Raw genomic sequence first — 23,637 nt, forward strand, 5'->3', positions numbered from 1 at the left:
CAAAATTGAAATATGCTACTATCAACAACTAACACTATCGATGGACATACCATCAACACTTATCATGGCGTGGTAACTGGTGAGGCAATCATTGGTGCCAACCTTTTCAAAGACATCTTCGCAAGTATTACCGACTTAGTTGGTGGTCGTTCGGGCACTTATGAAAGAGTGCTTCGCGAAGCAAAAGACAACGCACTCAAGGAGCTTGAGTATAACGCTCGGAACATGGGCGCGAATGCTGTAGTGGGCATTGATTTGGATTATGAAACAATTGGTCACAACGGTAGCATGCTGATGGTTACAGCAAGTGGAACTGCCGTTACGTATTAAGAAACTTGGGAATTCTATAGTCTAGTAAGAATAACAAGTGTTTTCTATCTGAAAAGCCACCCGAAAAGGTGGCTTTTGTTATATCTAGTATTTAGTCGTCTGACCACTCCAAGTGGTCTGACGACTGATGGTACTATTTCATCTCGCTTGGCGGGATAAACTTGAATCTTTGTCCTCCAACTGAGGCTTCGTACATCAAACCTCCTTTGGCCATGGTGAATACCGCTACGCCATTAGAGTATTTAGCATTGGCCGAAACTCCAGACTTTAATGCTACAGCTGAGGCTTGAGCAGCAAACTGAAATTCGTTCTCAATAAATCGTTGGTAGGCACCCGCATTTTCAAAGAAAATGACTTCGCTGTATGCTTGTCCACCAAATTGGAATCCTACTGAGATTTGGGTCATATTTACCCCACCTGTCATAGCACCATCTTTGTAAACCACACCCTTACCAGCAGCGCCACCAATTCCTATAGCTCCTTTACCAATAGAAGGAAATACAGCATAGCCATATGCGTGTTCAAAGAACTCTGCAATGCCTGAATCTACTTTCTTAAATTCTACAATGGTTTCCGCAGCAGCAGCCTTATCGTACTTCTCTTTCTTCCTTTTTCTTTGAGCTTCTGCCTGATTGATTCCTAGTAATAATATAAAGCCAAGTAGTAGGCTAATTTTAGTTTTCATATGATTCTTCTTTAAGTATAAAATAGTCTCCTTTTGGATTCGGAACTACGTCCAAAATGTTTGCCAAAACCAATCTAATAAGTGTTTTTGAGGCAATAAATTTGGGCGTTTTCGCTATCTGAGAAAATTCAGAGACTGTAATTTTTTCATGCAAATCTAAATGGCTTACAGCCACTTTTTCTTTTTCACCGTATGTGAACTGAATGTCTTTATTCTTTAGTCTTCTTTGAATAATTTCCCTCACTTCTCGGCTAGCCTGAATACTCTCGTCTTTAAACCGAACGTAGGCTGTACCCTTTCTGGTATTGGCGTGCTCTCTTACAAAATGAGGTTTTTTGTAACTCTCTTGTACTCTGAAAATTGCAATTCCTTTTTTTTCAGTAAGGTGAAAATACTCAACAGAGTAATTGATTTTAGGGCGAATCAATTCTTGGATAGCTTTTTCTAGAATGAATGCCTCGCCCTCAATATCTCTTGTACCAGAAAGGTTTCCATTATCATCTACCCCAAGTAGCAAGCTGCCACCCTTTGTATTGGCAAAGGCCACCAGTTCCTTCACTATTTTTTCAGGATGATTGGCTTTCTTTTTGAACTCAAGCGTGGCAGACTCACCTTGTGCTGTCAACTTTTGCAAGTCTCTTAAAGTCATACCAAGTCAATTGAATTACTGCTAAATATTACTGATCGTCATCTTCGTCCTCATCTTCAAACTCTCCAAAGTCAGGCATAGAGAACATGCTGCTGAGAAGGTCTTTGAAGCGAGTACCAGTATCTAATGGGGATTTACTAAGCTTGCTGTACTCGGCCAAACCATGAAGCATAAACTCCATTAAAAATAGCTTTTCGTGCTTACTGGCCTTTTTGTGATGTGACTCTATCAAATCTGCCAAACCTGGAACTGCATTGAGCGCCTGTTCATACTGCTCGTTAGTCAGATCGTTGATCAGATCTAAGGTGAATCCTTCACCGAACCATTCAATAATGGTTTTGTATGGATTTTCCTTCTGCTCTTTGTTTTTGTCTTTGTCGTCTGGCTTAGGGAAGTAGTCTGTGAAAAGCGTGCGTACTGCTTTTCCGACCAAATTGTGGGCTACAATGCCAGCACCTTCTTGTTCACCTTCATAAACCAACTCAACTTTTCCAGTAATGGCCGGAATCACCCCGATGAAATCGGAAACTCGAACATAGGTTTGAGATTCGCCATTGACCAAGGCTCTTCTTTCAGCAGCACTAACCAAGTTTTCATAGGCTGAAATAGTCAATCGTGCCGAAACACCACTTTTCTCATCCACATATTCGCTATCTCTTGCTTCAATAGCTACTTGTTCAATCAGGTCTTGAGCGAGCTCATTCACAACAACTAGCTCTTTTTGAGGCCCCTTAATTTTCGCTTCTTGAACGGTAATTTGCTTACTGATTTCGCGCGTTTTTGGATAGTGTGTAATTATCTGGCTATCGATTCTATCTTTTAACGGAGTTACAATACTTCCTCTGTTCGTATAGTCTTCAGGGTTAGCGGTGAACACAAACTGAATATCTAATGGCAAGCGCAATTTGAAACCACGAATCTGAATATCCCCTTCTTGAAGAATGTTGAAAAGCGCTACCTGAATTCTCGCCTGTAAATCTGGCAATTCATTAATCACGAAAATAGATCTGTGAGACCTTGGCACTAACCCGTAATGAATCACTCTTTCATCGGAATAAGGCAACTTGAGAGATGCTGCTTTGATTGGATCAACATCGCCAATAAGGTCGGCAATAGATACATCTGGTGTAGCCAGTTTCTCTGCATACCTTTCCGATCTGTGAAGCCAGGTAATTTCAGTGTTGTCTCCATGCTCAGAAACCTGATCGTGGCCAAATCGACTCAATGGCTGCAAAGGGTCATCATTCAATTCTGAGCCTTTAATGAAGGGAATGTATTCATCTAGCAAGGCCGTCATCTGTCTGGCAATCCTTGTTTTTGCCTGCCCTCTCAAACCTAGAAGGTTCATATTGTGCATAGACAAAATTGCCCGTTGAATATCTGGTATTACAGTGTCTTCATAGCCCCAAATACCTTCGAAAGTAGGCTCTTTAGCTTTGAGCTTGGTAATTAGGTTGTCTCTCAGTTCTTGCTTAACTGATTTGCTTTCGTAACCCGCGGCTTTCAGTTCGCCAAGGGTCTTTATTTTTAATAATTGATCGGAGGTCAATTGGTCGTATTTCATCTTAGAAGTTCTTTCTGCGATTTCGTTTATAATCTTCGAATATTAGGTGGCCAAGGCCCTTCAGGCTACTGTAATAGGCGTTGCCGTTGTTGGTTTTGGTAAACTCTTGTACAAACTGTTTCAGGTATGGGTCTGATGCAATCATAAAAGTAGTTACTGGAATATGAAGTCTTCGGCATTGAGTTGCCAAATTGAGTGTCTTATTGAGAATCTTTGGGTCTAAGCCGAAGGCATTTTTGTAGTATTTGATACCCACCTTCATACAAGTTGGTTTACCATCGGTAATCATGAAAATCTGCTTGTTCGCATTCTTTCTTCGCCTTAAAATATCCATGGCTAGCTCTAGTCCGGCTATGGTATTGGTATGGTAAGGGCCAACCTGAAGGTATGGCAGGTCTTTAATGTCTATTTGCCAAGCATCATTACCGAAAACAATCACGTCTAGCGTATCCTTCGGGTACTTCGTGGTGATTAATTCTGCCAAGGCCATAGCCGTTTTTTTGGCTGGAGTAATTCGGTCTTCACCATACAGAATCATGGAGTGAGAAATATCAATCATCAGTACCGTGGAGGTCTGCGTTTTGAATTCCGTTTCCTGTACTTCCAGATCGTTTTCTGTCATCATGAAATCTCCGAAACCATTGTTGATTTGAGCATTCCTGATGGAGTCCGTCATGGCAATTTGCTGAAGCGAATCGCCAAACTCAAAGGGTCTTCTGTCGGTGCCCATTTCATCACCAGTTCCTGAGAAGTTGGTTTTGTGTTGGCCTTTTCCTGACTTTTTCAGCTTACCGAAAATCTCTTCAAGGGCTGATTTTCTAATCTGCTGACCTGTTTTTCCTGTCACATCAAATTTACCTTCTTGGTTCTCTTCTGAGATGTAGCCTTTCTCTTTCAAATCATCTATAAAGTCGCCAATTCCATATTGGCCATCAGTTAGATTATACTGATTGTCTAGGTTGGTAAGCCAAGCTAATGCCTCAGAAACATCTCCACCAGTAATACTAACCAGCTGAAGAAAAATGTTCAATAGATTGTCGAAGGCCGATTCGCCTTGCGCTTTTTGCGGAATGAATTTAGAGAAGCGGTATCCTTTCATGAGCACCTACACAACGCGACAGTGATAAAATTGGTTTAACTTGGTGTTAATTGCTGAACCCATTTTTTTAATGTGTTATGGTGTAAGTTGTTTCTTTTACCTCTGAAGGCGTTAATGATTCAATAACTTAATAATCTCTAACATCGAAACTTTAGCCAAAAAAGAGTATAGTGCTTTAACAGAAATTGAACTGATAGAGAAATCTAAGCAAGAAAAAAGGTTCTTTGAGCCTTTGTATGAGAAGTATTTCGAACAAGTATTCAGGACAGTCTTTAATAGAGTACAAGATTTTGAATTAGCAGCCGAAATAACTTCAGAGTCTTTTGGAAAGGCTTTAGTGAATATTGAAAAGTTTAAATATAAGGGTTATCCGTTTTCTGCTTGGCTCACTAGAGTTGCTATTAATTGTTGTTATGATTATTTCCGAGCTCAAAAGAAGAGTAGAACCGTGAGTTTGGAAAAATATGCTACTCATGACCTAGCTTTTGAGGTAGAGTTGGAAGAAAGTGATAAGGAATTATGGCTGGCCTTACTTCCCGAAGCTTTGGGTAAACTAAAGCCAAGAGAATTGGAATTGGTAGAGTTACGTTTTTTTGAGGGGAAAAGTTTTGCAGAAATAGCATACATTTTAGACATCACAGAAGGTAATGCTAAGACCAGAACTTATAGAGTATTGAAGAGGATGAAAAAACATTTTAAACGTACTGTGAGATGAGTTATAGGTTTGTAAGAAAATCTGAGACTCCCTCTGCTGAGCGTATAGAATCAGCAAAGAATTTTAATGAAGCTCTGGAAGCATCTAAGAGCTTTAGCGAGTTTGGTATAAGTTCATCGGCTTTAAAGGGTGGAGTGACAACAAAGTCTCTGGTGTTGGTTTCGGTAGGTATATTAGTTAGTGGAAGTGCGCTTTGTTTTGGGGTGCTTGGTGTTAATCCGTTTCCGGTGGTCAAGGAACCAGTGAATGAAGACACTAAAATAGAACAGCAACTAGAAAAAAACAGTCAAATTCATATAGATAGCTTAGATAGGGCTGAGATTAAGGGGCAGGTTGAACAACTAGATCAAGTAAACGATGAATTCACGTCATCTCCTTTGCATTATGAAGATTTGTTAGTTAGAGCCAGTCCATTACCTTCTACTGAAGCTTTTTTGCAGTTTGTAGATCGCGAACTAGAGTATCCAAAAGAATTACTAGACGACTCCATTGAGGGTTTCGTTGAGGTTCGTTTTAAAGTGAATAGAAAAGGAGAGACAGAAGACTTTAAAATAAGTAAGTCATTAGGTAGATATTTTGACGAAGAAGCCATTAGAGTAATTAAGCAATATAAAAACTGGAAGCCAGCCACATATTCCGGAGAAGCCCAAGAAGACTTTTTAAAGCTCAAGGTTACTTTTACGCTCGATTCTAATTAGCAAGGGTTGCTGCTGCCAGGCAGTGCAAAAGGAGTCTATTTTTATTACCTTTCGAAGTAAAGTGAGGCACCTTGGTAAAATACTCAATCAAAGATCTAGAAAAGTTTTCGGGAATAAAGGCTCATACTATACGTATTTGGGAGCAGAGGTATCAACTGCTTACACCCAAAAGAACTGAGACCAACATTCGCTATTACGATGAAAGTCAGTTGAAGTATTTGCTCAATGTTACCCTGTTGGTTGAAAATGGCTTCCGAATATCTCATATCTGCTCAATGTCTGATGAGGAGTTCAACAAAAACCTAAAAGAGGTAGCGGAGAAAGGCCTTCAAACCAAAGAGGATAATCATCTGAGTGTAGCGGTAAATGAGCTTGTTCTTGCTATGCTTGAGCTAGACGAGCAAAGGTTTGAAAAAATTATTAGCGGTAGCTTACTGCAACGCAATTTTGAAGAAACAATTACTAAGATAATTTACCCTTTTCTTAAGCGCATTGGGGTAATGTGGAGAGTAGGAGAGGTGTCAACTGCTCAGGAGCACTTTATCTATCAGCTCATTCGCCAGAAGGTGATAGTAGCCATAGATGGATTGATAGATAGAAAAAAGACAGGCGAAAAGTACTTGCTTTTTCTACCTAAATCAGAGTTCAGCGATCTACTCATTCTTCTCTTTACCTATTTACTTAAAAATAGAGGTCGCCAGTGTATTTACCTTGGTGCAGATATTCCCTTCAGAGATTTAAAACAGGTAACTGAAATTACCAAACCAGATGTACTTCTGACCTTTGTAAAAGCACCAGCTTCTAAAATCGACACCCAAGCATACGTTTATGAGTTGTCTGAAAAGTTCGAAGAGAAAAAAATACTAATCAGCGGCAACCCATACTTTATGGATGAGCTAGATTTTCCGAAGAATGTTCGGCTTATATCTGAGGTAGAAGACCTAATTGAAATGTTAACGGAGTAAATACGGTATAATCGGTATTAATTCTTATCTTTCACTAAAACTTTAGTAATGGGTCAAAGGTCAACACTCATATTTCTATTGGTGCTTAGTATAGCATCATGCTCGACAAAAAATAATGAAGAATATTTGCTAGGAGAATGGTACAATGAATCTGTTCGGGTAGATATTGATGCGCTAGACGGACAAATAGACTCTGTCTTTTCTGTACCAGCAGGTAAGTGGGAAGAAATTCTTCAGATTAAACCAATTAATACCACATACAAGCCCGATGGAACTTTCGAATCTATCTACTATAATTTAGATGGTTCGGTTTTGCAGAAGACATCCGGAAAGTGGGAGCTCAAAAAGGATTCGTTATACTTTACTGAGCAGGGGCAAATAACAGGTTATTTATTTCAATGGCAAGAGGGAAAGGGGCTTTTTGAAGGATATCTCGATTGGGATACAGATGGCCAAGAAGATGATTTTTATTCTGGTGTACAGATTAAAAAGGTAGACTGATTTTAACCAAATCAAATAACTATGGATTTTTCTGCTATTAATTGGATTGCAGTGCTCGTTGCTGCTGTGGCATTTTTTGCTCTTGGAGCCATCTGGTACGGCCCTGTTTTTGGAAAGGCTTGGCAAAAAGGTGTTGGCTTGTCGGATGATGAAATGAAGAACGCCAACATGGGCAAACTCTTTGGGTCGGCTTTCGTTTTTGCTCTAATCATTTCTGTAGGTATGGCCATCTTTTTCTTTGGCTTTGGCACCGACCCCGAAAACCCTATGGATGCTACAATGGGCGCTATGTATGGTCTAATGACGGGTATTTTCTTTATACTACCTTCTACCTGTATGAACTATCTTTTTGCCAGAAAGTCTGCTTCCTTAATGCTTATCGATTCCTTTTACCACATCATTGCTTATACCATTGTTGGTATAATCTTAGGTGCTTGGCACTAGTTTGTTTAGGCTATTGTATGAAGTGGTTTCTACAGTAGCCTAAATATTTATTTTAATGATAGTGAACCTTTTTTTAGTCTTGTTTCGTTGAGCGGCTAGGTAAAACTTAATAGAAGTTATTCTAGTTTAACAAACCATGATTCCGACAACAACAAAGAAGGCGGTACTTTCACCGGAAGTATACCAACAAGGATTTCAAAAAGCGCTTCAAGAGTTTGAACACTATGAGCAGGTTAAGAAAAGGCTCAATCAAATTAAAGCGTATCAGCAGTTGAAGAGAGGCGAAGGCTTCTTAGAATTGATAGATGCAGCCTAAAAATTTAGAGGAGACTTTAATCCAGATTCCTTAAAGCTACTTTCTACTACTTTTGACTGAATAGTTGAAGGTTCCACCCATTTGGGTAGTTCAAACCCGTATTTCTCAGCCATTTTTTCGTGTACTTCTTTCCTAGTCGGATGATCATCTGAAACTAGGTTGAAGACTTTTTGTGCTTTCGGCCAACCTTCAATGAGGCCGTCAATTGTGGCAATAATATCGTCTCTATGCACATAATTAACGGGTGTGTCTGCTCCTTGAGTCTCTCTGCCCGCAAACCATTTTCCAGGAATTCTATCATCACCCATTAGTCCTCCACAGCGGAGAATAATAAGCTCTTGAGAAATAGCCGATATCTGTTCCTCTCCTTTTACAACAGCTTTGGATGATCCGTTGGCAAAATCGTAATTGGTGTTTACGTCTACGGTGTTATTGGTATTAGGGTAGAAGGAGGTGGAGCTGATGAAAATGACTTTCTTGACCTTTGAGTTTTGCAGCTGATACTTCAGGTACTTAATCTGTTCAGCATAAAAGTGTGGTGGGTTTTTCTTTCGGGCAGGAGGAATATTAATAATCACCAATTCTGATTCAAACAATAGGTTGAAATCTTCGCCCACTGGCATGGGTTCTAGCTTGAATTGAACAGGTGTGATTCCTGCTTCTTTTAGCCGTTTAAGCTTATCGGCAGATGTGGTACTACCGATTACTTCATGGCCTTTTTGAATTAGGCTTTTAGCTAAAGGAAGCCCCAACCAACCACAACCAATTATACTTACCTGCATTAATGTGCTTCTAAAACAGACTCTAGAACCTGATTGTAATGCGCTTCATAAAGCGGAAGTACTTTGTCTATATCAAACTCTTTTGCTCTCTCTAGGGCGTTTCGCTTAAAGTTATCGAGGTTTTCTTCGCTTAGAATGAAGAGTGCTTTTTCCGTCATGGTTTCTACATCACCAATATCTGCTGTGAAGCCAGTTACTCCATCTACGTTAAGCTCAGGAATTCCCCCAGCGTTAGACGAAATTACCGGAACTTGGCAGGCCATAGCTTCCAAAGCTGCCAAACCAAAGCTTTCTTTTTCTGAAGGCATTAGGAATAAATCGGCAACAGAAAGTACTTCTTCCACCGCCTCTAATTTCCCTAAGAATCTAACTTCGTCATAAATACCTAACTCTCTGCAAAGACCTTCAATATGGCCTCTTTCGGGGCCATCGCCTACAAGAAGTAATCTGGCAGGAATGGTCTCAGAGATTTTCTTGAAGATTCTAACTACATCGTCCACACGCTTTACTTTTCTGAAGTTAGAAGTGTGCACAATGAGCTTTTCACCGTTGGGGCAAATGGCCATTTTGAAATGGTCTTTGCGCTGGCGCTGAAACTTCTCTAAATCTATGAAGTTAGGAATTACCTTAATTTCACGGGTGATATTAAAGTGCTTATAAGTATCGTTTTTAAGGTCTTCAGAAACAGCCGTAACGCCATCAGATTGGTTTATGCTGAAGGTAACCACTGGTTCGTATGAAGGGTCTTTTCCAACTAAAGTAATATCAGTTCCATGGAGTGTAGTTACTACTGGAATTTGAATGCCTTCTGTCTTTAAAATTTGCTTTGCCAAAACCGCTGCCGAAGCATGAGGAATGGCATAATGCACGTGCAGTAAGTCTAGCTTTTCATTCTTGGCCACATCTACCATTTTACTGGCTAAAGCCAACTCATAAGGTGGATATTTAAATAGCGGGTAAGAACGAATGTTTACTTCGTGGTAAAATAGGTTCTCATTAAAAAAGTCTAACCTAGTGGGTTGAGAGTAAGTGATAAAATGTACTTCATGTCCATTTTTTGCTAATCCTTTTCCCAATTCTGTGGCTACCACACCACTTCCCCCAAACGTAGGGTAACAAACAATACCTATTTTCATTAATTAAAAGTCATGTTGGAGGTTAAACTCAGAAACTCCTGCTAAGGTTCCAAGATTGACTGATAGACCATGTCTTGAATTCTGGTTCTTACGTTCTCTTCTATCAGCTTAAAGTTTTCACTATCTGGATAAGTTCTGTTACAGAGGAAAACAAAAACAAGCTCTTCTGCCGGGTCTGCCCATACAGATGCGCCTGTAAAGCCCGTATGGCCAAATGTGCTAGCCGAGGCATACTTACTTGTTGGGCCGTCTTCTGTTCCGGCAATCGGTTTATCCCAGCCCAAGCCTCTTCGGTTTTCCATGCTCTGTGGAGTTGTGAAAATTGGTATGGTCCAAGCATTTAGGTACTTTTTGTCGGCATACTGACCCATTTGCATATTCATCTGAAGGAGAATTGCTAAATCATTGGCGTTGCTAAACAGACCCGCATGGCCAGCTACTCCGCCCATTAATGTGGCGTTTTGATCGTGAACCGTTCCGCATACAATGGTATTTCTGAAATAAGCATCTACTTCTGTAGGAGCCACTTCTGAGTAATAACCCTTTTCATTAGGCAAATACATGGTTCGACTCATGCCTAGTGGCTGGTAAAATTCTTTATTGAGGTAGGTCTCAATTGGCTCTTCAATTATGCTTTCAATGAGGTGGAAAATAATTTCGTAACCGAGATCAGAATAGAGGTAGTCGTACTTCTTTTTGCCTCTTGGCATAGCCCGAAGATCAGAAGTGATGGTCCATTTCCATACCGAATCTGCCAAAGCAACGGGAAGGTTTTTTTCTTGAATTCTGTAATTATGGTTTGGGCCGGGAGCATCATTAAAATAGTCGGTGTTTAATTCACCTTTAGTCACGGTTTTCTCCCAAAAAGGAATGTAAGGTTTTAAGCCAGCTTGATGCGTAAGGATATCTCTTAAAAGAAGGTTTTCCTTATTAGTACCTCTCAGTTCTTCCAGGTAGTAGCCAATGGGTTTGTTAATGTCTACTTTCTTTTCGTCATAAAGCTTCATTAATATTTGCGTGGTTGCAGCCACTTTAGTTACTGAAGCTATGTCGTAAATGGTTTGGTCAGTAATTGGTTTTTCCTCTTGGTAGGTTTGGTGACCATAGTTCTTCTGATATATCACCTTGCCTTTTCTGGCTACTAAAAATTGAGCACCAGGAGTAGCCTTCTCTTTAATAGCATCTTCAATAATCTGGTCAATTTTTCTCAAAGAATCTATACTCATTCCTGCCTCTATTGGCATTCCGTAGCTAAGTCGGTTCGTGGTTAGGGTCTCAATTCCCATACCTGCTTTGAAGCTTTTTCCTGCAGTAATAGGAAGCCTACCTTCAGCCTTTAAAGCACCAAAAATGATTTGTGGAGTTACCTCTTGAGTAATTTCGTTGTCTTCGTAAGTGCAAATAATATTCTTAATCCCTTCGAAATATTTGAGTGAATAAGCATTGCCCATTACCACAACAATCACCTGCGTTTTTTGCTGGAGCTTTTTAATCCACTCAACTTCTTCGGTTTTAACTCCATGCTGTTTTCTTGGCGAGTTAGTTATGCCATGAACAGATATAACCACCTTATCGAACTGGGCTGCCTTTTCTAGGCTTGCTTCGTTTAGTGAGTCTATCTTTAGGTGATCGAACTTGGCATACTTGCTCAGCATGTTTTCAAAGACTTGGTTGTCATTTCCTCCTAAACTCAAGGAAGCAAATTTGGTGTCTTCCAACTGAATGGTAGGGATCAATAAGTCGGTGTTATCAACAACCGTTATGGCTTTTTGGTAGAGAATTCGGTTAAGGTATTTCGCATAGTCATTATTGATTCTCTTAGTTAGATTGGCTGTTTCTATTGGCCCATATTCGTTCAGTCCAAACCAATATTTCGCTTTCAAAACTTTCAGCACTCTCTCATCTAGCATTTCTTGAGTAAGTGTTCCTTTCTTGAGTGCCTTCTCAATTTGCTTCATGGCCTTCGGCACATCTAAAGGAAAAAGGATAATGTCATTTCCTGCTTGTAGCGCCTTTACATCTGCCTCTCCAGGTTCGTAATATTTGGCCACTCCTTGCATATTCATGGCATCGGTAAAAGCTAAGCCTTCAAAGCCAAGTTCACCTTTTAGAAGGTCAGTGACCACATTTTTAGACAGGGTGGTAGGTGTATTTTTGGCACTATCGAAGGCAGGTACTTGCAAATGAGCCACCATTACACTCATAAGGCTATCGTGCATGAGTTCTTTGAAAGGGTAGAGTTCGGTTTCAGTCATTCTACTTTTAGAATGTTTAATTACTGGGAGGTCATAATGCGAGTCTACTCCAGTGTCTCCATGGCCAGGGAAGTGCTTGGCATTGGCCATAATGCCATGGTCTTGCAGGCCTTTCATGTAGGCACTTCCTCTTAGAGCTACTTCCACTTTGTCTTCTCCGAAAGAACGATATCCGATTACTGGGTTATTTGGGTTTACATTAACATCTACCACAGGGGCGAAATTGATATGCATATTTAGCGCGTGGAATTGGTTGGCCACCTCTTTCCCCATTTCGTAAATCCATTTTTTATCCTGAATAGCCCCGAGAGTCATTTGCTTGGGAAAGTCATAAACGCTGTCTAGACGCATACCAATGCCCCATTCAGCGTCCATTGCTACGGCCAAAGGTACTTTTGCAAGTGCCTGATATTCATTGTTGAGCTTTGCCTGCCTGTAAGGTCCGCCCTGAAAGAAGATGAGCCCTCCAATATGATAGTTGCTAACGAGCTCTTTAATTTCATTTATATGCTTTTGGTCCTTGTTAGAGTAAGCAGCTACCATGAAAAGTTGTCCCAATCTTTCCTCAGGCGTTAACGCATTAAATACACTATCGGCCCATTGCTTTTGAGCCACGGTATCTATTTTATGATAGAATTTTTGGGCTGAGAGCGAGCTGGTTAGTATAACTAAGAAAGTAGTGAATAAGGTAACTTTTTTGAACATCAGGGCGTTAGGCTTTTAGTAAGAGCAAATAAACTATAAATTTACGTATTAACAGAACGCCAAATAGGCAGTATTGATATAATGAATTTACCAGGACTATTCAAAAAAGCTAGATATCAGAGATTTCACATTGAGCCGAGATATTACGATCCGGTGAAGGAAGACATAGAAAATCGTACTTCCCGAATTAAGGCAGAAATGGGTATGTCTGATGCTAAAACTGTAGATCCTGGTTATCGCTCTAGAATTGAAGGTTCTTTCCGCAAAAACATGAAACATGCCACGGGAAATGGTGTGGATCAGACAATTGTGTTGCGTCTAATCATTATGGTCATCCTTATTTTTATGATTGGCGGCTACTTGTACGTAGGTAAAGAAATATTTTATCTGGTCTTGCTAGCCATTCCATTCTATCTTTGGAAGCGCTTAAGAAAGTGACGACCAATTTTAGATGTCCGATATAATAAAATTACTTCCTGATAACATTGCGAATCAGATTGCTGCCGGTGAGGTTGTTCAGCGGCCTGCTTCTGTTGTTAAAGAATTGCTCGAAAACTCAATCGATGCGGGCTCTACCGATGTAAAGCTCATCATTAAAGAGTCTGGAAAAGCATTGATTCAGGTGGTAGACAACGGCAAAGGTATGTCGCATATCGATGCCAGAATGTGCTTTGAGCGCCATGCCACTTCTAAAATTAGTTCTGCTGAAGACCTTTTCGCTATTAAAACCATGGGTTTCCGTGGAGAGGCCATGGCATCTATTGCTGCGGTGGCTCAGGTAGAGTTAAAATCGAGGAGAGAAGAAGATGAATTGGGTGTTCTTATTCAGATTGAGGCTTCGGAAGTAAAAAAGCAAGAACCCGTTTCTACTCCTGTAGGTACTTCAACCTGCGTAAAGAATTTATTCTTTAACGTTCCGGCCCGAAGAAATTTTTTAAAGTCGAACGCGGTTGAAATGCGTCATATCGTTGATGAATTTCAGCGAGTAGCGCTAGCGAATCCTGAAGTAGCCATGTCTCTATACCAGAACGATTTGGAGATGTACCAGCTGTCGTCAGGTAAGTTGAGCAAACGGGTTGTCGGTATTTTTGGGAAGAAATACCAAGACCAAATGGCGGCTTGTGAAGAAGAAACCGACCTGATGAAGGTTTATGGTTATGTAGGTAAGCCGGAGTTTGCAAAGAAGACTCGTGGAGAGCAGTTTTTCTTCGTGAACAACCGATTCATCAAGAGCAACTACCTAAACCATGCGGTGATGACCGCTTTTGAGAACCTACTTCCCGAGGGTAGTTTTCCGTTCTATACCTTGTTCATTGAGATAGATCCAAGGCATATTGATATCAACGTTCATCCGACTAAAACGGAAATTAAGTTCGATGACGAAAGAACCGTCTATGCTGTAATTAGAGCAGCCGTAAGGCAAGCCTTAGGAACTCACAATATAGCACCGGCAATAGACTTTAGTCAAGATGTGAACTTCGCCAACTTTGCACCCAAACCCGAACCAGTAAAAAGTACATCTGCCGCAGATAGAGATTATTCTCAGTTCAAGACTTTTGAAAGAAAACAAGATACAAGTCATTGGGAGAAGCTTTATGAAGGGTTGAAGACAGAGATTTCTCAGCAAGAAGAGTCGAATAGGCAAATGGAAATTCACCCAGAAGCGCAAAGTACCATTACGCTAGGTAGTGCGGCAAATGTTTCTGAAGAGAAGGTCAGTCAAAAGCCAGATGCTTCTTATTTCCAGATTCATAAGAAATACATTGCTACCCATGTGAAGTCTGGGCTGATGCTAATAGCCCAACAAGCGGCTCATGAGCGTATTCTGTACGAGAAATTCTTGAACCAGATTTCCAGAAGAAGCGGAGCTTCTCAGCAAGCGTTATTTCCGCAAAGCCTGAAACTTAATTCTGCAGACTTCAGTCTTATCCATGATATTCGTGAAGAGCTAAATGCCATTGGCTTTGAGTTTTCCGACTTTGGTGATAACTCCATCGTAATTAATGGAGTGCCAGCCGATCTTAAATCTGTTAATGAAAAGGCTCTTTTTGAGGGCTTTATCGAACAGTTTAAACTTAATCAGTCGGAATTGAGTATATCAAATGACGAGAATATTGCTAGAGCAATTGCCAAGCGTTCGGCATTGAAGGTAGGGACAAGTTTGAGTGCTCAAGAAATGAGCTCAATTATAGATCAGCTGTTTGCCTGCAAAAGCCCGAATTATTCTCCTGAAGGTAAAAAGACTACCTTCATTCTAGAATTAGATAAAGTAGACCAGTTTTTTAACTAACCTATATGTTTGGAAGACTTACACCTCTGGTAAAGAACCTATTGATTATCAATGTTGGTATAGCTCTGCTCCAGGGATTTTTTAAAATAGATTTAGGCGATTACTTCGGCCTATATTACGTTTCGGCTCCTGAGTTTAAGCCATATCAGTTTGTTACCTACATGTTCCTGCATAGTACAACAAGCATTATGCACATATTCGGAAACATGTTTGCCCTCTTCATTTTTGGTCCACTGTTAGAACAGTTCTTAGGACCTAAGAAGTTTTTGATTCTTTATATGGTGACGGGAGTAGGAGCAGGACTCTTCTATACTGCCGTAAATTATGTAGAGGTGAGTGCTGTTCAGCGAGATGTTGAAGCTTACGTTCAAGACCCTAATCCTGATGATTTTAATAGGCTTTTAATAGATCACGGCTCGAATCTAAACCCTCAGATTTATGAGTTTGTAGATCAGTATTCTCGAAACCCTAACTCTGCGGAGCTTAAAAGAGATTCAGTAAGTTTGGCGCAAAGGCTTTATGATATTCAGGGAAATTATAACATGGTTGGTGCCTCTGGTGCTGTCTTTGGCATTCTAGCAGCATTCGCTCTATTCTTCCCCAATACAGAACTTTTCTTACTCTTTATTCCTTTTCCAATCAAGGCGAAGTATCTGGTAACAGTCTATATTTTGTACGAGGTTTTTGCCGAATTACAGCGTGCTCCAGGCGATAATGTTGCTCACTTGGCACATATTGGAGGTGCAATTATTGCCTTCTTCTTAGTTAGGGTTTGGAAAAAGCAGCGGAATAATTTCTACTAGAATGAACAGTATTTTAGACGATTTTAAACTGGCCTTTAAAACAGGCAATGTGTTAAATCAAATCATCATAGTGAATGTGGTGATTTTTCTTGCCTTTGCTGTAATCAATGTGTTCTTCACTTTTGCAGGTCAGGGAGCAACTTTCGATGCTATTGGCAATTACCTCATGTTGCCTTCGAACCTAAGCACCTTGCTCACTCAGCCGTGGACTTTGATTACTTATGGTTTCTTCCACAAGGGCTTCTTCCACATACTTTTCAATATGTTGTATATGTATTGGTTTGGAAGAATTATCTCTGAGTATCTAGGTCAGAATAAGCTTTTAGGGCTTTATGTGTGGGGTGTGATTGGTGGAGGGTTGCTCTATCTTTTGGCCTACAACGTAATGCCATATTTTGAGAATCAGGTAATGGGTTCTTATCTGCTAGGTGCTTCTGGTGGAGTAGTGGCTATAGTGGTTGGTGCAGCTACTTTTCAACCAAACTTTGCGATTAATTTAATCTTTTTAGGTCCCGTGAAGCTCAAGTACATTGCAGCTGTAACGGTATTTATCTCCTTTATTCAGAGTACTGGCTCAAATGCTGGGGGCGAAATTGCTCACCTAGGTGGTGCATTGGTTGGCTACTTGAGTATTAAGCAATTACAGCGAGGAAGCGACTGGAGTAAACCAATTGTAAGCATTATCACTTGGGTGAAAAGCCTATTCAAGCCGCAACCCAAGATTAAGGTAAGCTATAAAAAGGCTAAAACTACTTCTGGAAGATCTTCATCCAAGGCAAAAGCCAAAGCAGAGGCTAAATCAAAAAGCTCTCAAGATGAAATAGATGCTATTCTAGATAAGATCTCAGAAAAAGGCTACGATGCATTAAGCAAAGAAGAAAAGCAGAAGCTTTTTAACGCCAGCAAAGATTGACCCTTTTGGTCAGTTATCAGTTGAATAGTTAATTGGAAAACGGAGAGGCAAATTCCAGTCTGTAGTCTTCGATAACCTCCCCTTACCAATTGGAGGACTAAGCCTTAAAGATTCATCTAAACTAATTCCCCTCCTTTTTTCAAGGAGGGGCTAGGGGTGGTCAGCTTTTATTCGCTAACTGCCCGCAAGCGGCATCAATATCTTTACCTCGGCTTCTACGAACGTTTACTATAATTCCTTTAGCCTCCAAAATACGTTGATACATATCTAGACTTTTAGGGTCAGCTTGTTGGTATTCGCCATCATCAATGGGGTTATATTCAATGATGTTCACCTTAGAAGCCACTTTTCCACAGTATTTAGCTAGAGCCTTGGCATGTCTTTCATCGTCATTGATGTTTTTCCACACCACGTATTCAAAAGTGATTTTTCTGCCAGTTTTTCGATGCCAATATTGAAGTGACTCAGCCAACTCAGCCAAATTACTTTTATCATTGATAGGCATCATTTTGCTTCTGGTTTCATCAATAGCCGAGTGAAGCGAAACCGCTAAGTTGAATTTCACTTCATCATCAGCCAGTTGCTTAATCATTTTAGGAATACCCACTGTAGAGAGCGTAATACGCTTTGGAGACATACCTAGACCATCGGGAGAAGTGATTTTATCAATCGATTCGAGAACGTTTTTGTAGTTCAACAGAGGTTCTCCCATTCCCATATATACAATGTTGGTCAATGGGCGGTCAAAGTAAAGTTCTCCTTCGTCTTTAATGGCTACTACCTGATCGTAAATTTCATCGGCATTAAGGTTTCTCATGCGCTTAAGACGTGCAGTCGCGCAGAAATTACAATCGAGGCTACAACCTACCTGAGAAGAGATACACGCAGTAATTCTAGATTCTGTCGGAATGAGTACTGACTCCACTATCATTCCATCGTGCAGTTTTACCGCATTTTTGATGGTACCGTCAGAGCTCCGTTGCATCTCATCTACCTTAATGTGATTGATAGCGAAATGCTCTTTCAGAAGCTCACGGGTTTGCAGAGAAATATTGGTCATTTGGTCGAAATCTTTAGCCGATTTCTTCCATAGCCATTCATAAACTTGCTTGGCGCGAAATGCTTTGTCGCCAATGGAAACAAAAAAGTCCTGAATTTCTTCCAGACTCAATTTTCTAATATCCTGCTTCTTTACCTGTGCCTCCATGCTGCAAAGGTAGCACTCTAGTTTTGAATCTTTGTTAGGAAGTTTTCAGGGATGCTGCAGACCTTACCTTGGCCGTAGTCGAACATAACAATTCCCGTTTTAGCCCTAGCAATTTCTTTTCCACCACAGCTTAGCAAGTAGAAGACATCAAAACTCTTTCTTGAGATATCCTGAATCGCAATTTTAATGGAGATTTCATCGCCATGAAAAGCTTCTCCTTTGTAAACAATGGCTGTATCGGCTTGAATAGTGCCGACACCATCAATGCTGATTTCGTCTTTGTAACCAAGTGAATTGAAAAAGCGAAACCTGGCTTCATGCATAAGGCTTAGCACCGCATCGTTTCCTAAGTGACCTCCATAGTTTATATCTCCAATCCTAACTTTGATGGAAGTTTCAAAAATGAACTGTTCTGGTAGGTCTAACTTAATTCTGGCCATATAAATTTTTGTTGCAATCTAGGACAAAATGGCCGAATACGTGGTTCAATCCATGAAAATGCAGCCATAATTTCCGAAAAATAGAGTTGGATTATGTTTTGATTAATGCTCTGCGGCAGAAATGCCTCAAAGGAGAAAACATAAAACAATGGATTTTAAGAAATATACAATCAAGTCGCAGGAAGCCATTCAGAAGGCGGCCGAGATAGCCAGCGGAAACCAACAGCAGGCTATTGAACCAGGCCATTTGTTGAAGGCCATTCTGCTCATCGATGAGAATGTAATTTCATTCTTATTGAAGAAATTGGGAGTAAACAAAGGGCAGCTAGACATTCGCCTAGATGAGATAGTGAATAGCTATCCGAAGGTCAGTGGTCAGCAGCCTTACCTATCGAACGATGCACACGCAGCCTTGACCAGGTCTATGGATTATCTTAAAGAATTTGGAGATGAATTCGTAGCGGTTGAGCACATCATTCTAGGTTTGTTAAAAGGAAAGGAAAAAGTAGGTGGCCTACTCAAAGAGCTTGGTTTTGCCGAAAAGCAACTGATTACAGCCATTAAAGAGTTGAGAGGAGGAAGTTCGGTCACTGATCAAAATGCCGAGTCAAAATACCAGTCTCTCAATCGTTATTCTAAAAACTTGAACGAGCTGGCTAAGTCTGGAAAAATTGACCCAGTAATTGGTCGAGATGAAGAGATTCGAAGGGTACTTCAAATTCTTTCGAGGAGAACCAAAAACAACCCAATTCTTTTGGGTGAACCAGGTGTCGGTAAAACAGCTATAGTGGAAGGAATGGCTCAGCGAATTGTAGATGGTGACGTTCCTGAAAATCTGAAAAGTAAGACTTTGATTTCGCTAGATATGGGTCTGCTAGTAGCAGGCGCCAAGTATAAAGGTGAATTCGAAGAAAGGCTGAAAGCCGTGATCAAAGAGGTGCAAGATTCTGACGGAGAGATCATTCTCTTTATCGATGAAATTCACACCTTGATTGGTGCAGGCGGTGGTGGAGAAGGAGCTATGGATGCAGCCAACTTGCTGAAACCTGCCCTAGCCAGAGGTGAGTTGCATGCCATCGGTGCGACTACTTTAAAGGAATATCAGAAATACATAGAGAAGGATAAGGCGCTTGAGCGTAGATTCCAGTCGGTGATTGTAGATGAGCCGAATCAAGAAGATGCCATTTCGATCCTTCGTGGTATTAAAGAGAAGTATGAAGTTCACCATGGGGTGAGAATTCAGGACGATGCGGTTATCGCTGCCGTTGAGCTTTCCAGCAGATACATTTCAGATCGTTTCTTACCTGATAAGGCGATCGATTTAATGGATGAAGCAGCTTCTAAGTTGAGGATTGAGATCGATTCTCTACCTGAAGAGTTGGATGAGCTAAACCGTAAAATCATGCAATTGGAGATTGAGCGTGAGGCCATCCGTAGAGAGAAAAACAAAGACAAAGAGTCTGTACTCTCCAAGGAAATTGCTGACCTCTCTGAGAAGCGTGATGATCTTAAAGCCAAGTGGGAGAATGAAAAGGAAGTAATTGTTGGTATTCGAGCTGAAAAAGAGAATATCGATAGATATAAATCTGAAGCAGAGAAAGCCGAACGTGAAGGCGATTTCGGGAGAGTGGCAGAAATTCGTTACGGAAAAATAACAGAAGCTGAGCAGCAACTGGAGCAGTACAAGCAGAAAATGAAGGAGATGCAAGGAGAGAAATCCTTGCTGAAAGAGGAGGTTGACTCGGAGGATATTGCTGAAGTAGTAGCCAAGTGGACGGGCATTCCGGTTTCTAAAATGCTTCAGTCGGAGCGTGACAAATTGCTTCATCTCGAAGAAGAATTGAGTAAACGAGTAGCTGGGCAGAAAGAAGCCATTGCAGCCTTATCTGATGCGGTGAGAAGAAGCCGTGCTGGTTTGCAAGACCCAAAACGTCCGATTGGCTCATTCATCTTCCTAGGAACAACCGGTGTAGGTAAAACAGAGCTGGCCAAAGCTCTTGCAGAGTATCTCTTCAACGATGAGAACAACATGGTGCGAATCGATATGTCAGAGTATCAGGAGCGTCATGCGGTATCTCGATTGATTGGAGCGCCTCCGGGCTATGTCGGTTACGATGAAGGTGGTCAGTTGACTGAAGCAGTTCGAAGAAAGCCTTACTCAGTCATTCTTTTGGATGAGATTGAAAAGGCGCATCCTGATGCTTTCAATATTCTCTTGCAGGTGCTTGACGATGGAAGGTTGACTGACAACAAAGGTCGCGTGGCGAACTTTAAGAACACCATCATCATCATGACTACCAATATTGGTTCTGGTTTGATTCAGGACAATTTTGAGAAGATCAATGAAGACAATGTGCTGGAGGTAATCGATGAGACTAAGCTTCAAGTGTTCGACTTACTGAAGAAATCAGTGAGACCAGAGTTCCTGAACAGAATTGATGAGACCATCATGTTCATGCCATTGAATAAGGAGAACATCCGTCAGATTGTAAGAATTCAGTTCGGACTCATTCAAAAGCAGCTGCATGAAAACGGAGTTGAGATTGAAGCAACAGATGAGGTGCTCGATTACCTCGGAGAACTTGGTTGGGATCCGCAGTTTGGAGCCAGACCATTGAAGCGAGTGATTCAGCGAAAAGTGCTGAACGAGCTGAGTAAGCAGATTCTGGCAGATAAAATCACCAAGGATTCTGTGGTAAGCGTTGAGCTCAGCCCTGATCAGGAGATTGAGTTTGTGAACGTTGAAGCTCCGGCCGATTCTACCAAAAGTGATGATTACTTAGGTAAGTAACTCGCATGCTGTGGCCTTCCCCTTTTAAGGGGAAGGATTGGAAGGGGTCTGAGAAGGTGGAGGAATTGTAACCACCCCTAGCCCCACCTTGAAAAAAGGAGGGGAATTAGTTACTAGTATAGGTTAATCGTCAGACCACTCGAAGTGGTCAGACGACTTTTTAGGCTCTTCGGAGCCTTTTTGCTTTAATGAATTATTCAACCATTTTTCATCCCGAGTGTAACCGAGGGATCGGCCAAGTAGTATTCTTGGCTGATGCTTCGGCTTCGCTCAGCATGAAAAACATCATAATGATTCCTTACTTATACAATGGAAGTTAAGCGAAGTCGAGCGGCTTTCATTTTATGCGGAGAATAGTTCTCCCAATCTCCGCAAAATCTGCGGAGATTATTTGAGTAACAAAAAAGCCCTGAATCACTCCAGAGCTCTTTGTCTAATATCTATGTACTAATTACTAAAGTCTATGTACTCATACCCACTACTTCGCCTTTAACCACTCTTCTCTTCTTTTTTGAGCGGCAGCATTCGCATTGGCATCCCAGCTAGAACGCATATTTTGAGTTTCAGCGATAGTCACTTTCTTGGTCATTTTCGTGCCCCATCGATCGATTTCAACTTCAATGACATCGCCTGGTTTTTTGTCGGCAATCAGTTCATCCACACTTCTACCTTGAAAAGTTGAAAGCGCTGTTCCGTTAATGCTTAAGATTTTATCTTCCTTCTCAATACCTGCTTCATAAAGCGGAGTACCAACAATGGCATTTTGTGCTAGTTGTCCGACTCCTTCTCTTACCCTAACAAAAGCATTTAAGGTAGGAGCTCCTGCATTTGGGTTTTGGAAAACTACGCCCATTTTCTTGAATAAGCGCTCATAATCTGGTATCTCACTTTTGAAGATATGTTTGCTGAAGAATTCATTCGCAAAGCTTTCCCCAGCATATTCAGCTAATCTGGCCTGAAGGTCACGCACAGAGTAAGGAATTTCTGGCTTACCCTGAGTTTTCCAAACATGCTTCATAAAGTCGTCTAGGTTTTTGCCATTGTCCATAGTGCGGAGTGACATATCTAGCGCCAAACCAAGCACTGAACCATAAGTGTAGTAAGAGATGAAGATGTTTGAGTTGTTGTCTGGGTCGATTGAGCTGGCGGCATCTACAAACGGAGCGCGGTAACTCATCTCAATTGGGTTGAAGTATTTTCTGCCCGGAGCATTGATTACATAGCTAACAGCACCACCCAATCCGTTTACGTATTGCTCGGCTGTAATGCTACCAGAGCGGGCTCTGATCAAGTTGGTGTAATAGCTGGTGAAACCTTCGGCAAACCAAAGCTCGCCACTCATATTAGCATCTTCAAAGCTAAATGGCTCCAAAGAAGCAGGACGGATTCTCTCCACATTCCAAGCATGGAAAAACTCGTGAGAAATAGTACCCATTGAAGTGCTGCCCAATGGTCGGTCGTTTGGTTTACCAGAAACAACATAGGTTGAATTTCTGTGCTCCATACCATCACCGCTGGCATTTGGTACGTAACAAGAAAGGAATGTGTATTCACCAAAATCGAAATCTGGAAGTTCACCGAAAACAGCAGCCTGTTGTTCTACAATGCCAATTAACTCTTCGAAATAAGCATCTACTTCCGAATCGGTGGCGGAGGTGTGAAGTGCTAAACGAATATTCTGGCCATCTACCATTCTTTCTCTTAAATGGAAGTCGGCAATTTCCGTTGGGCTATCCATAAAGTAGTAAGTGTTAGGAGTATAGAAGGTGTCGTTGCCCAAATCCTTCATTTGAGTAGCTACTTTCCAGTTTGAACCGGCTGGTAAATTGTACTTGACTTTTACTGGGCGATGGTCATAATTTCTTGCCCAAACGTAGGTAGCAGGAATGTTCAGGTGAGCGTGAGTTTCGTCAATTCCAGAATAGGTTCCTCCCGCACGATTAGCGAACAAGGTATATTCAAAAACTACGGTGCCGTCATGGCCGGCAATATCCCACTGATGAGGGTTCGATCTGGTAACCGCCAATTCTTTACCCTTTCCGTCAGTTGCTTTCACAGAATACACGTTTTTAGCGAACTCATGCACGGCATATCGGCCAGGAGAGCTGCGACTCATGCGTACTTCCAGCACCTTGTTTTCGAGGTTGCTAAAAGTGACTTTGATGTTTGCCTCATGGTGAACACGATTGTCGAAAGACACCTCGTATTCGTTGTATGTTTGAGAAATAAGGAAACTGGTGAGACAGGAGATTAGTAAAGTAGTAAGCAGTAGTTTTTTCATAATATTTGTTTTGACTTCGACCTCAATTAGAGATTAGGCTTGCTAAAATAGGGTTTTAGTTTGTAACG

The 23,637-nt window shown here is 41.1% G+C and carries 22 protein-coding genes; 12 read left to right on the forward strand and 10 right to left on the reverse strand.

All coding sequences use genetic code 11. The features are described 5' to 3' along the window. Nucleotides 1-12 precede the first annotated feature (12 nt). Entirely contained in the window at nucleotides 13-330 is a 318-nt protein-coding gene (locus tag T7867_RS07825; protein ID WP_068217669.1) for a heavy metal-binding domain-containing protein, read from the forward strand. Between the two features lie 133 nt (nucleotides 331-463). Here the strand turns inward: T7867_RS07825 and T7867_RS07830 are convergent, their stop codons facing one another. Genes T7867_RS07830 through T7867_RS07845 form a run of 4 tightly spaced genes read right to left on the reverse strand, consistent with a single transcriptional unit; the run spans nucleotide 464 to nucleotide 4,327 of the window. After that, entirely contained in the window at nucleotides 464-1,015 is a 552-nt protein-coding gene (locus tag T7867_RS07830) for a lipid-binding SYLF domain-containing protein (RefSeq protein ID WP_068217673.1), read from the reverse strand. Further along, complete coding sequence (locus T7867_RS07835; RefSeq protein WP_322300038.1) at nucleotides 1,005-1,664, reverse strand: AlbA family DNA-binding domain-containing protein; 660 nt, start codon at nucleotides 1,662-1,664, stop codon at nucleotides 1,005-1,007. Before T7867_RS07835 ends, T7867_RS07830 begins: the two co-directional genes overlap by 11 nt. 28 nt (nucleotides 1,665-1,692) lie before the next feature. Further along, complete coding sequence (locus T7867_RS07840) at nucleotides 1,693-3,228, reverse strand: P-loop NTPase family protein (protein WP_322300039.1); 1,536 nt, start codon at nucleotides 3,226-3,228, stop codon at nucleotides 1,693-1,695. A 1-nt stretch (nucleotide 3,229) separates the two neighbouring features. Then, nucleotides 3,230-4,327, reverse strand: a complete 1,098-nt coding sequence (locus T7867_RS07845; RefSeq protein WP_068217683.1) for a vWA domain-containing protein — start codon at nucleotides 4,325-4,327, stop codon at nucleotides 3,230-3,232. A gap of 232 nt (nucleotides 4,328-4,559) precedes the next feature. On the opposite strand from T7867_RS07845, the gene T7867_RS07850 reads away from it, so the two are divergent. The 6 genes from T7867_RS07850 to T7867_RS07875 all read left to right on the forward strand — a co-directional run bounded on the left by T7867_RS07850 (nucleotide 4,560) and on the right by T7867_RS07875 (nucleotide 7,966). After that, the gene (locus T7867_RS07850; RefSeq protein WP_068217687.1) at nucleotides 4,560-5,042 is read left to right on the forward strand and encodes an RNA polymerase sigma factor; all 483 of its coding nucleotides are present in this window, start codon (nucleotides 4,560-4,562) and stop codon (nucleotides 5,040-5,042) included. Beyond that, on the forward strand, nucleotides 5,039-5,740 hold the full coding sequence (locus tag T7867_RS07855) for an energy transducer TonB (RefSeq protein WP_322300040.1): 702 nt from the start codon (nucleotides 5,039-5,041) through the stop codon (nucleotides 5,738-5,740). The genes T7867_RS07850 and T7867_RS07855 overlap by 4 nt, the downstream gene beginning before the upstream one ends. Before the next feature lie 71 nt (nucleotides 5,741-5,811). Continuing rightward, entirely contained in the window at nucleotides 5,812-6,705 is an 894-nt protein-coding gene (locus T7867_RS07860) for a MerR family transcriptional regulator (protein WP_273514308.1), read from the forward strand. Between the two features lie 48 nt (nucleotides 6,706-6,753). Next, entirely contained in the window at nucleotides 6,754-7,206 is a 453-nt protein-coding gene (locus T7867_RS07865) for a hypothetical protein (RefSeq protein ID WP_322300041.1), read from the forward strand. Between the two features lie 21 nt (nucleotides 7,207-7,227). Further along, a complete protein-coding gene (locus T7867_RS07870) occupies nucleotides 7,228-7,650 on the forward strand; it encodes a DUF1761 domain-containing protein (protein ID WP_068217698.1) in 423 nt (140 codons plus the stop codon). Between the two features lie 136 nt (nucleotides 7,651-7,786). Then, on the forward strand, nucleotides 7,787-7,966 hold the full coding sequence (locus T7867_RS07875) for a hypothetical protein (RefSeq protein WP_068217702.1): 180 nt from the start codon (nucleotides 7,787-7,789) through the stop codon (nucleotides 7,964-7,966). Here T7867_RS07875 and T7867_RS07880 read toward each other — a convergent pair. The 3 genes from T7867_RS07880 to T7867_RS07890 are packed head-to-tail and all read right to left on the reverse strand — an operon-like array spanning nucleotide 7,963 to nucleotide 12,844. Beyond that, nucleotides 7,963-8,748, reverse strand: a complete 786-nt coding sequence (locus tag T7867_RS07880; RefSeq protein ID WP_322300042.1) for an NAD(P)-binding domain-containing protein — start codon at nucleotides 8,746-8,748, stop codon at nucleotides 7,963-7,965. The genes T7867_RS07875 and T7867_RS07880 overlap by 4 nt on opposite strands. Then, nucleotides 8,748-9,884: an N-acetyl-alpha-D-glucosaminyl L-malate synthase BshA gene (bshA, locus tag T7867_RS07885; RefSeq protein ID WP_068217708.1), complete on the reverse strand. Its 1,137-nt coding sequence runs from the start codon at nucleotides 9,882-9,884 to the stop codon at nucleotides 8,748-8,750. Before bshA ends, T7867_RS07880 begins: the two co-directional genes overlap by 1 nt. Nucleotides 9,885-9,925: 41 nt before the next feature. Then, entirely contained in the window at nucleotides 9,926-12,844 is a 2,919-nt protein-coding gene (locus tag T7867_RS07890) for a glycoside hydrolase family 3 N-terminal domain-containing protein (protein WP_322300043.1), read from the reverse strand. An 81-nt stretch (nucleotides 12,845-12,925) separates the two neighbouring features. Between T7867_RS07890 and T7867_RS07895 the strand changes: the two genes are divergently transcribed. The 4 genes from T7867_RS07895 to T7867_RS07910 are packed head-to-tail and all read left to right on the forward strand — an operon-like array spanning nucleotide 12,926 to nucleotide 16,850. Next, nucleotides 12,926-13,282, forward strand: coding sequence for a hypothetical protein (locus T7867_RS07895; RefSeq protein ID WP_068217713.1), 357 nt, complete (start codon nucleotides 12,926-12,928; stop codon nucleotides 13,280-13,282). Nucleotides 13,283-13,295: 13 nt separating this feature from the next. Further along, the gene (gene mutL / locus T7867_RS07900) at nucleotides 13,296-15,134 is read left to right on the forward strand and encodes a DNA mismatch repair endonuclease MutL (protein WP_322300044.1); all 1,839 of its coding nucleotides are present in this window, start codon (nucleotides 13,296-13,298) and stop codon (nucleotides 15,132-15,134) included. 5 nt (nucleotides 15,135-15,139) lie between these two features. Further along, on the forward strand, nucleotides 15,140-15,937 hold the full coding sequence (locus T7867_RS07905; RefSeq protein ID WP_273272601.1) for a rhomboid family intramembrane serine protease: 798 nt from the start codon (nucleotides 15,140-15,142) through the stop codon (nucleotides 15,935-15,937). A gap of 1 nt (nucleotide 15,938) precedes the next feature. Continuing rightward, nucleotides 15,939-16,850, forward strand: coding sequence for a rhomboid family intramembrane serine protease (locus tag T7867_RS07910; RefSeq protein ID WP_068217723.1), 912 nt, complete (start codon nucleotides 15,939-15,941; stop codon nucleotides 16,848-16,850). 160 nt (nucleotides 16,851-17,010) lie between these two features. Here T7867_RS07910 and rlmN read toward each other — a convergent pair whose 3' ends face one another. Beyond that, entirely contained in the window at nucleotides 17,011-18,057 is a 1,047-nt protein-coding gene (gene rlmN / locus T7867_RS07915; protein WP_068217726.1) for a 23S rRNA (adenine(2503)-C(2))-methyltransferase RlmN, read from the reverse strand. Nucleotides 18,058-18,074: 17 nt separating this feature from the next. Next, a complete protein-coding gene (locus tag T7867_RS07920) occupies nucleotides 18,075-18,497 on the reverse strand; it encodes an acyl-CoA thioesterase (RefSeq protein ID WP_068217729.1) in 423 nt (140 codons plus the stop codon). Nucleotides 18,498-18,645: 148 nt separating this feature from the next. Here T7867_RS07920 and clpB point away from each other — a divergent pair, with 148 nt between their 5' ends. Further along, nucleotides 18,646-21,288 (forward strand): ATP-dependent chaperone ClpB, encoded by a 2,643-nt coding sequence (gene clpB, locus T7867_RS07925; protein WP_068218510.1) that lies wholly within the window; start codon nucleotides 18,646-18,648, stop codon nucleotides 21,286-21,288. Between the two features lie 478 nt (nucleotides 21,289-21,766). On the opposite strand, the gene T7867_RS07930 is transcribed toward clpB, so the two are convergent. After that, nucleotides 21,767-23,569: a M61 family metallopeptidase gene (locus T7867_RS07930; protein ID WP_322300045.1), complete on the reverse strand. Its 1,803-nt coding sequence runs from the start codon at nucleotides 23,567-23,569 to the stop codon at nucleotides 21,767-21,769. Between the last annotated feature and the right edge of the window lie 68 nt (nucleotides 23,570-23,637).

Source organism: Roseivirga spongicola (genome assembly GCF_034376045.1).
GTDB classification, from domain to species: Bacteria; Bacteroidota; Bacteroidia; order Cytophagales; family Cyclobacteriaceae; genus Roseivirga; species Roseivirga spongicola.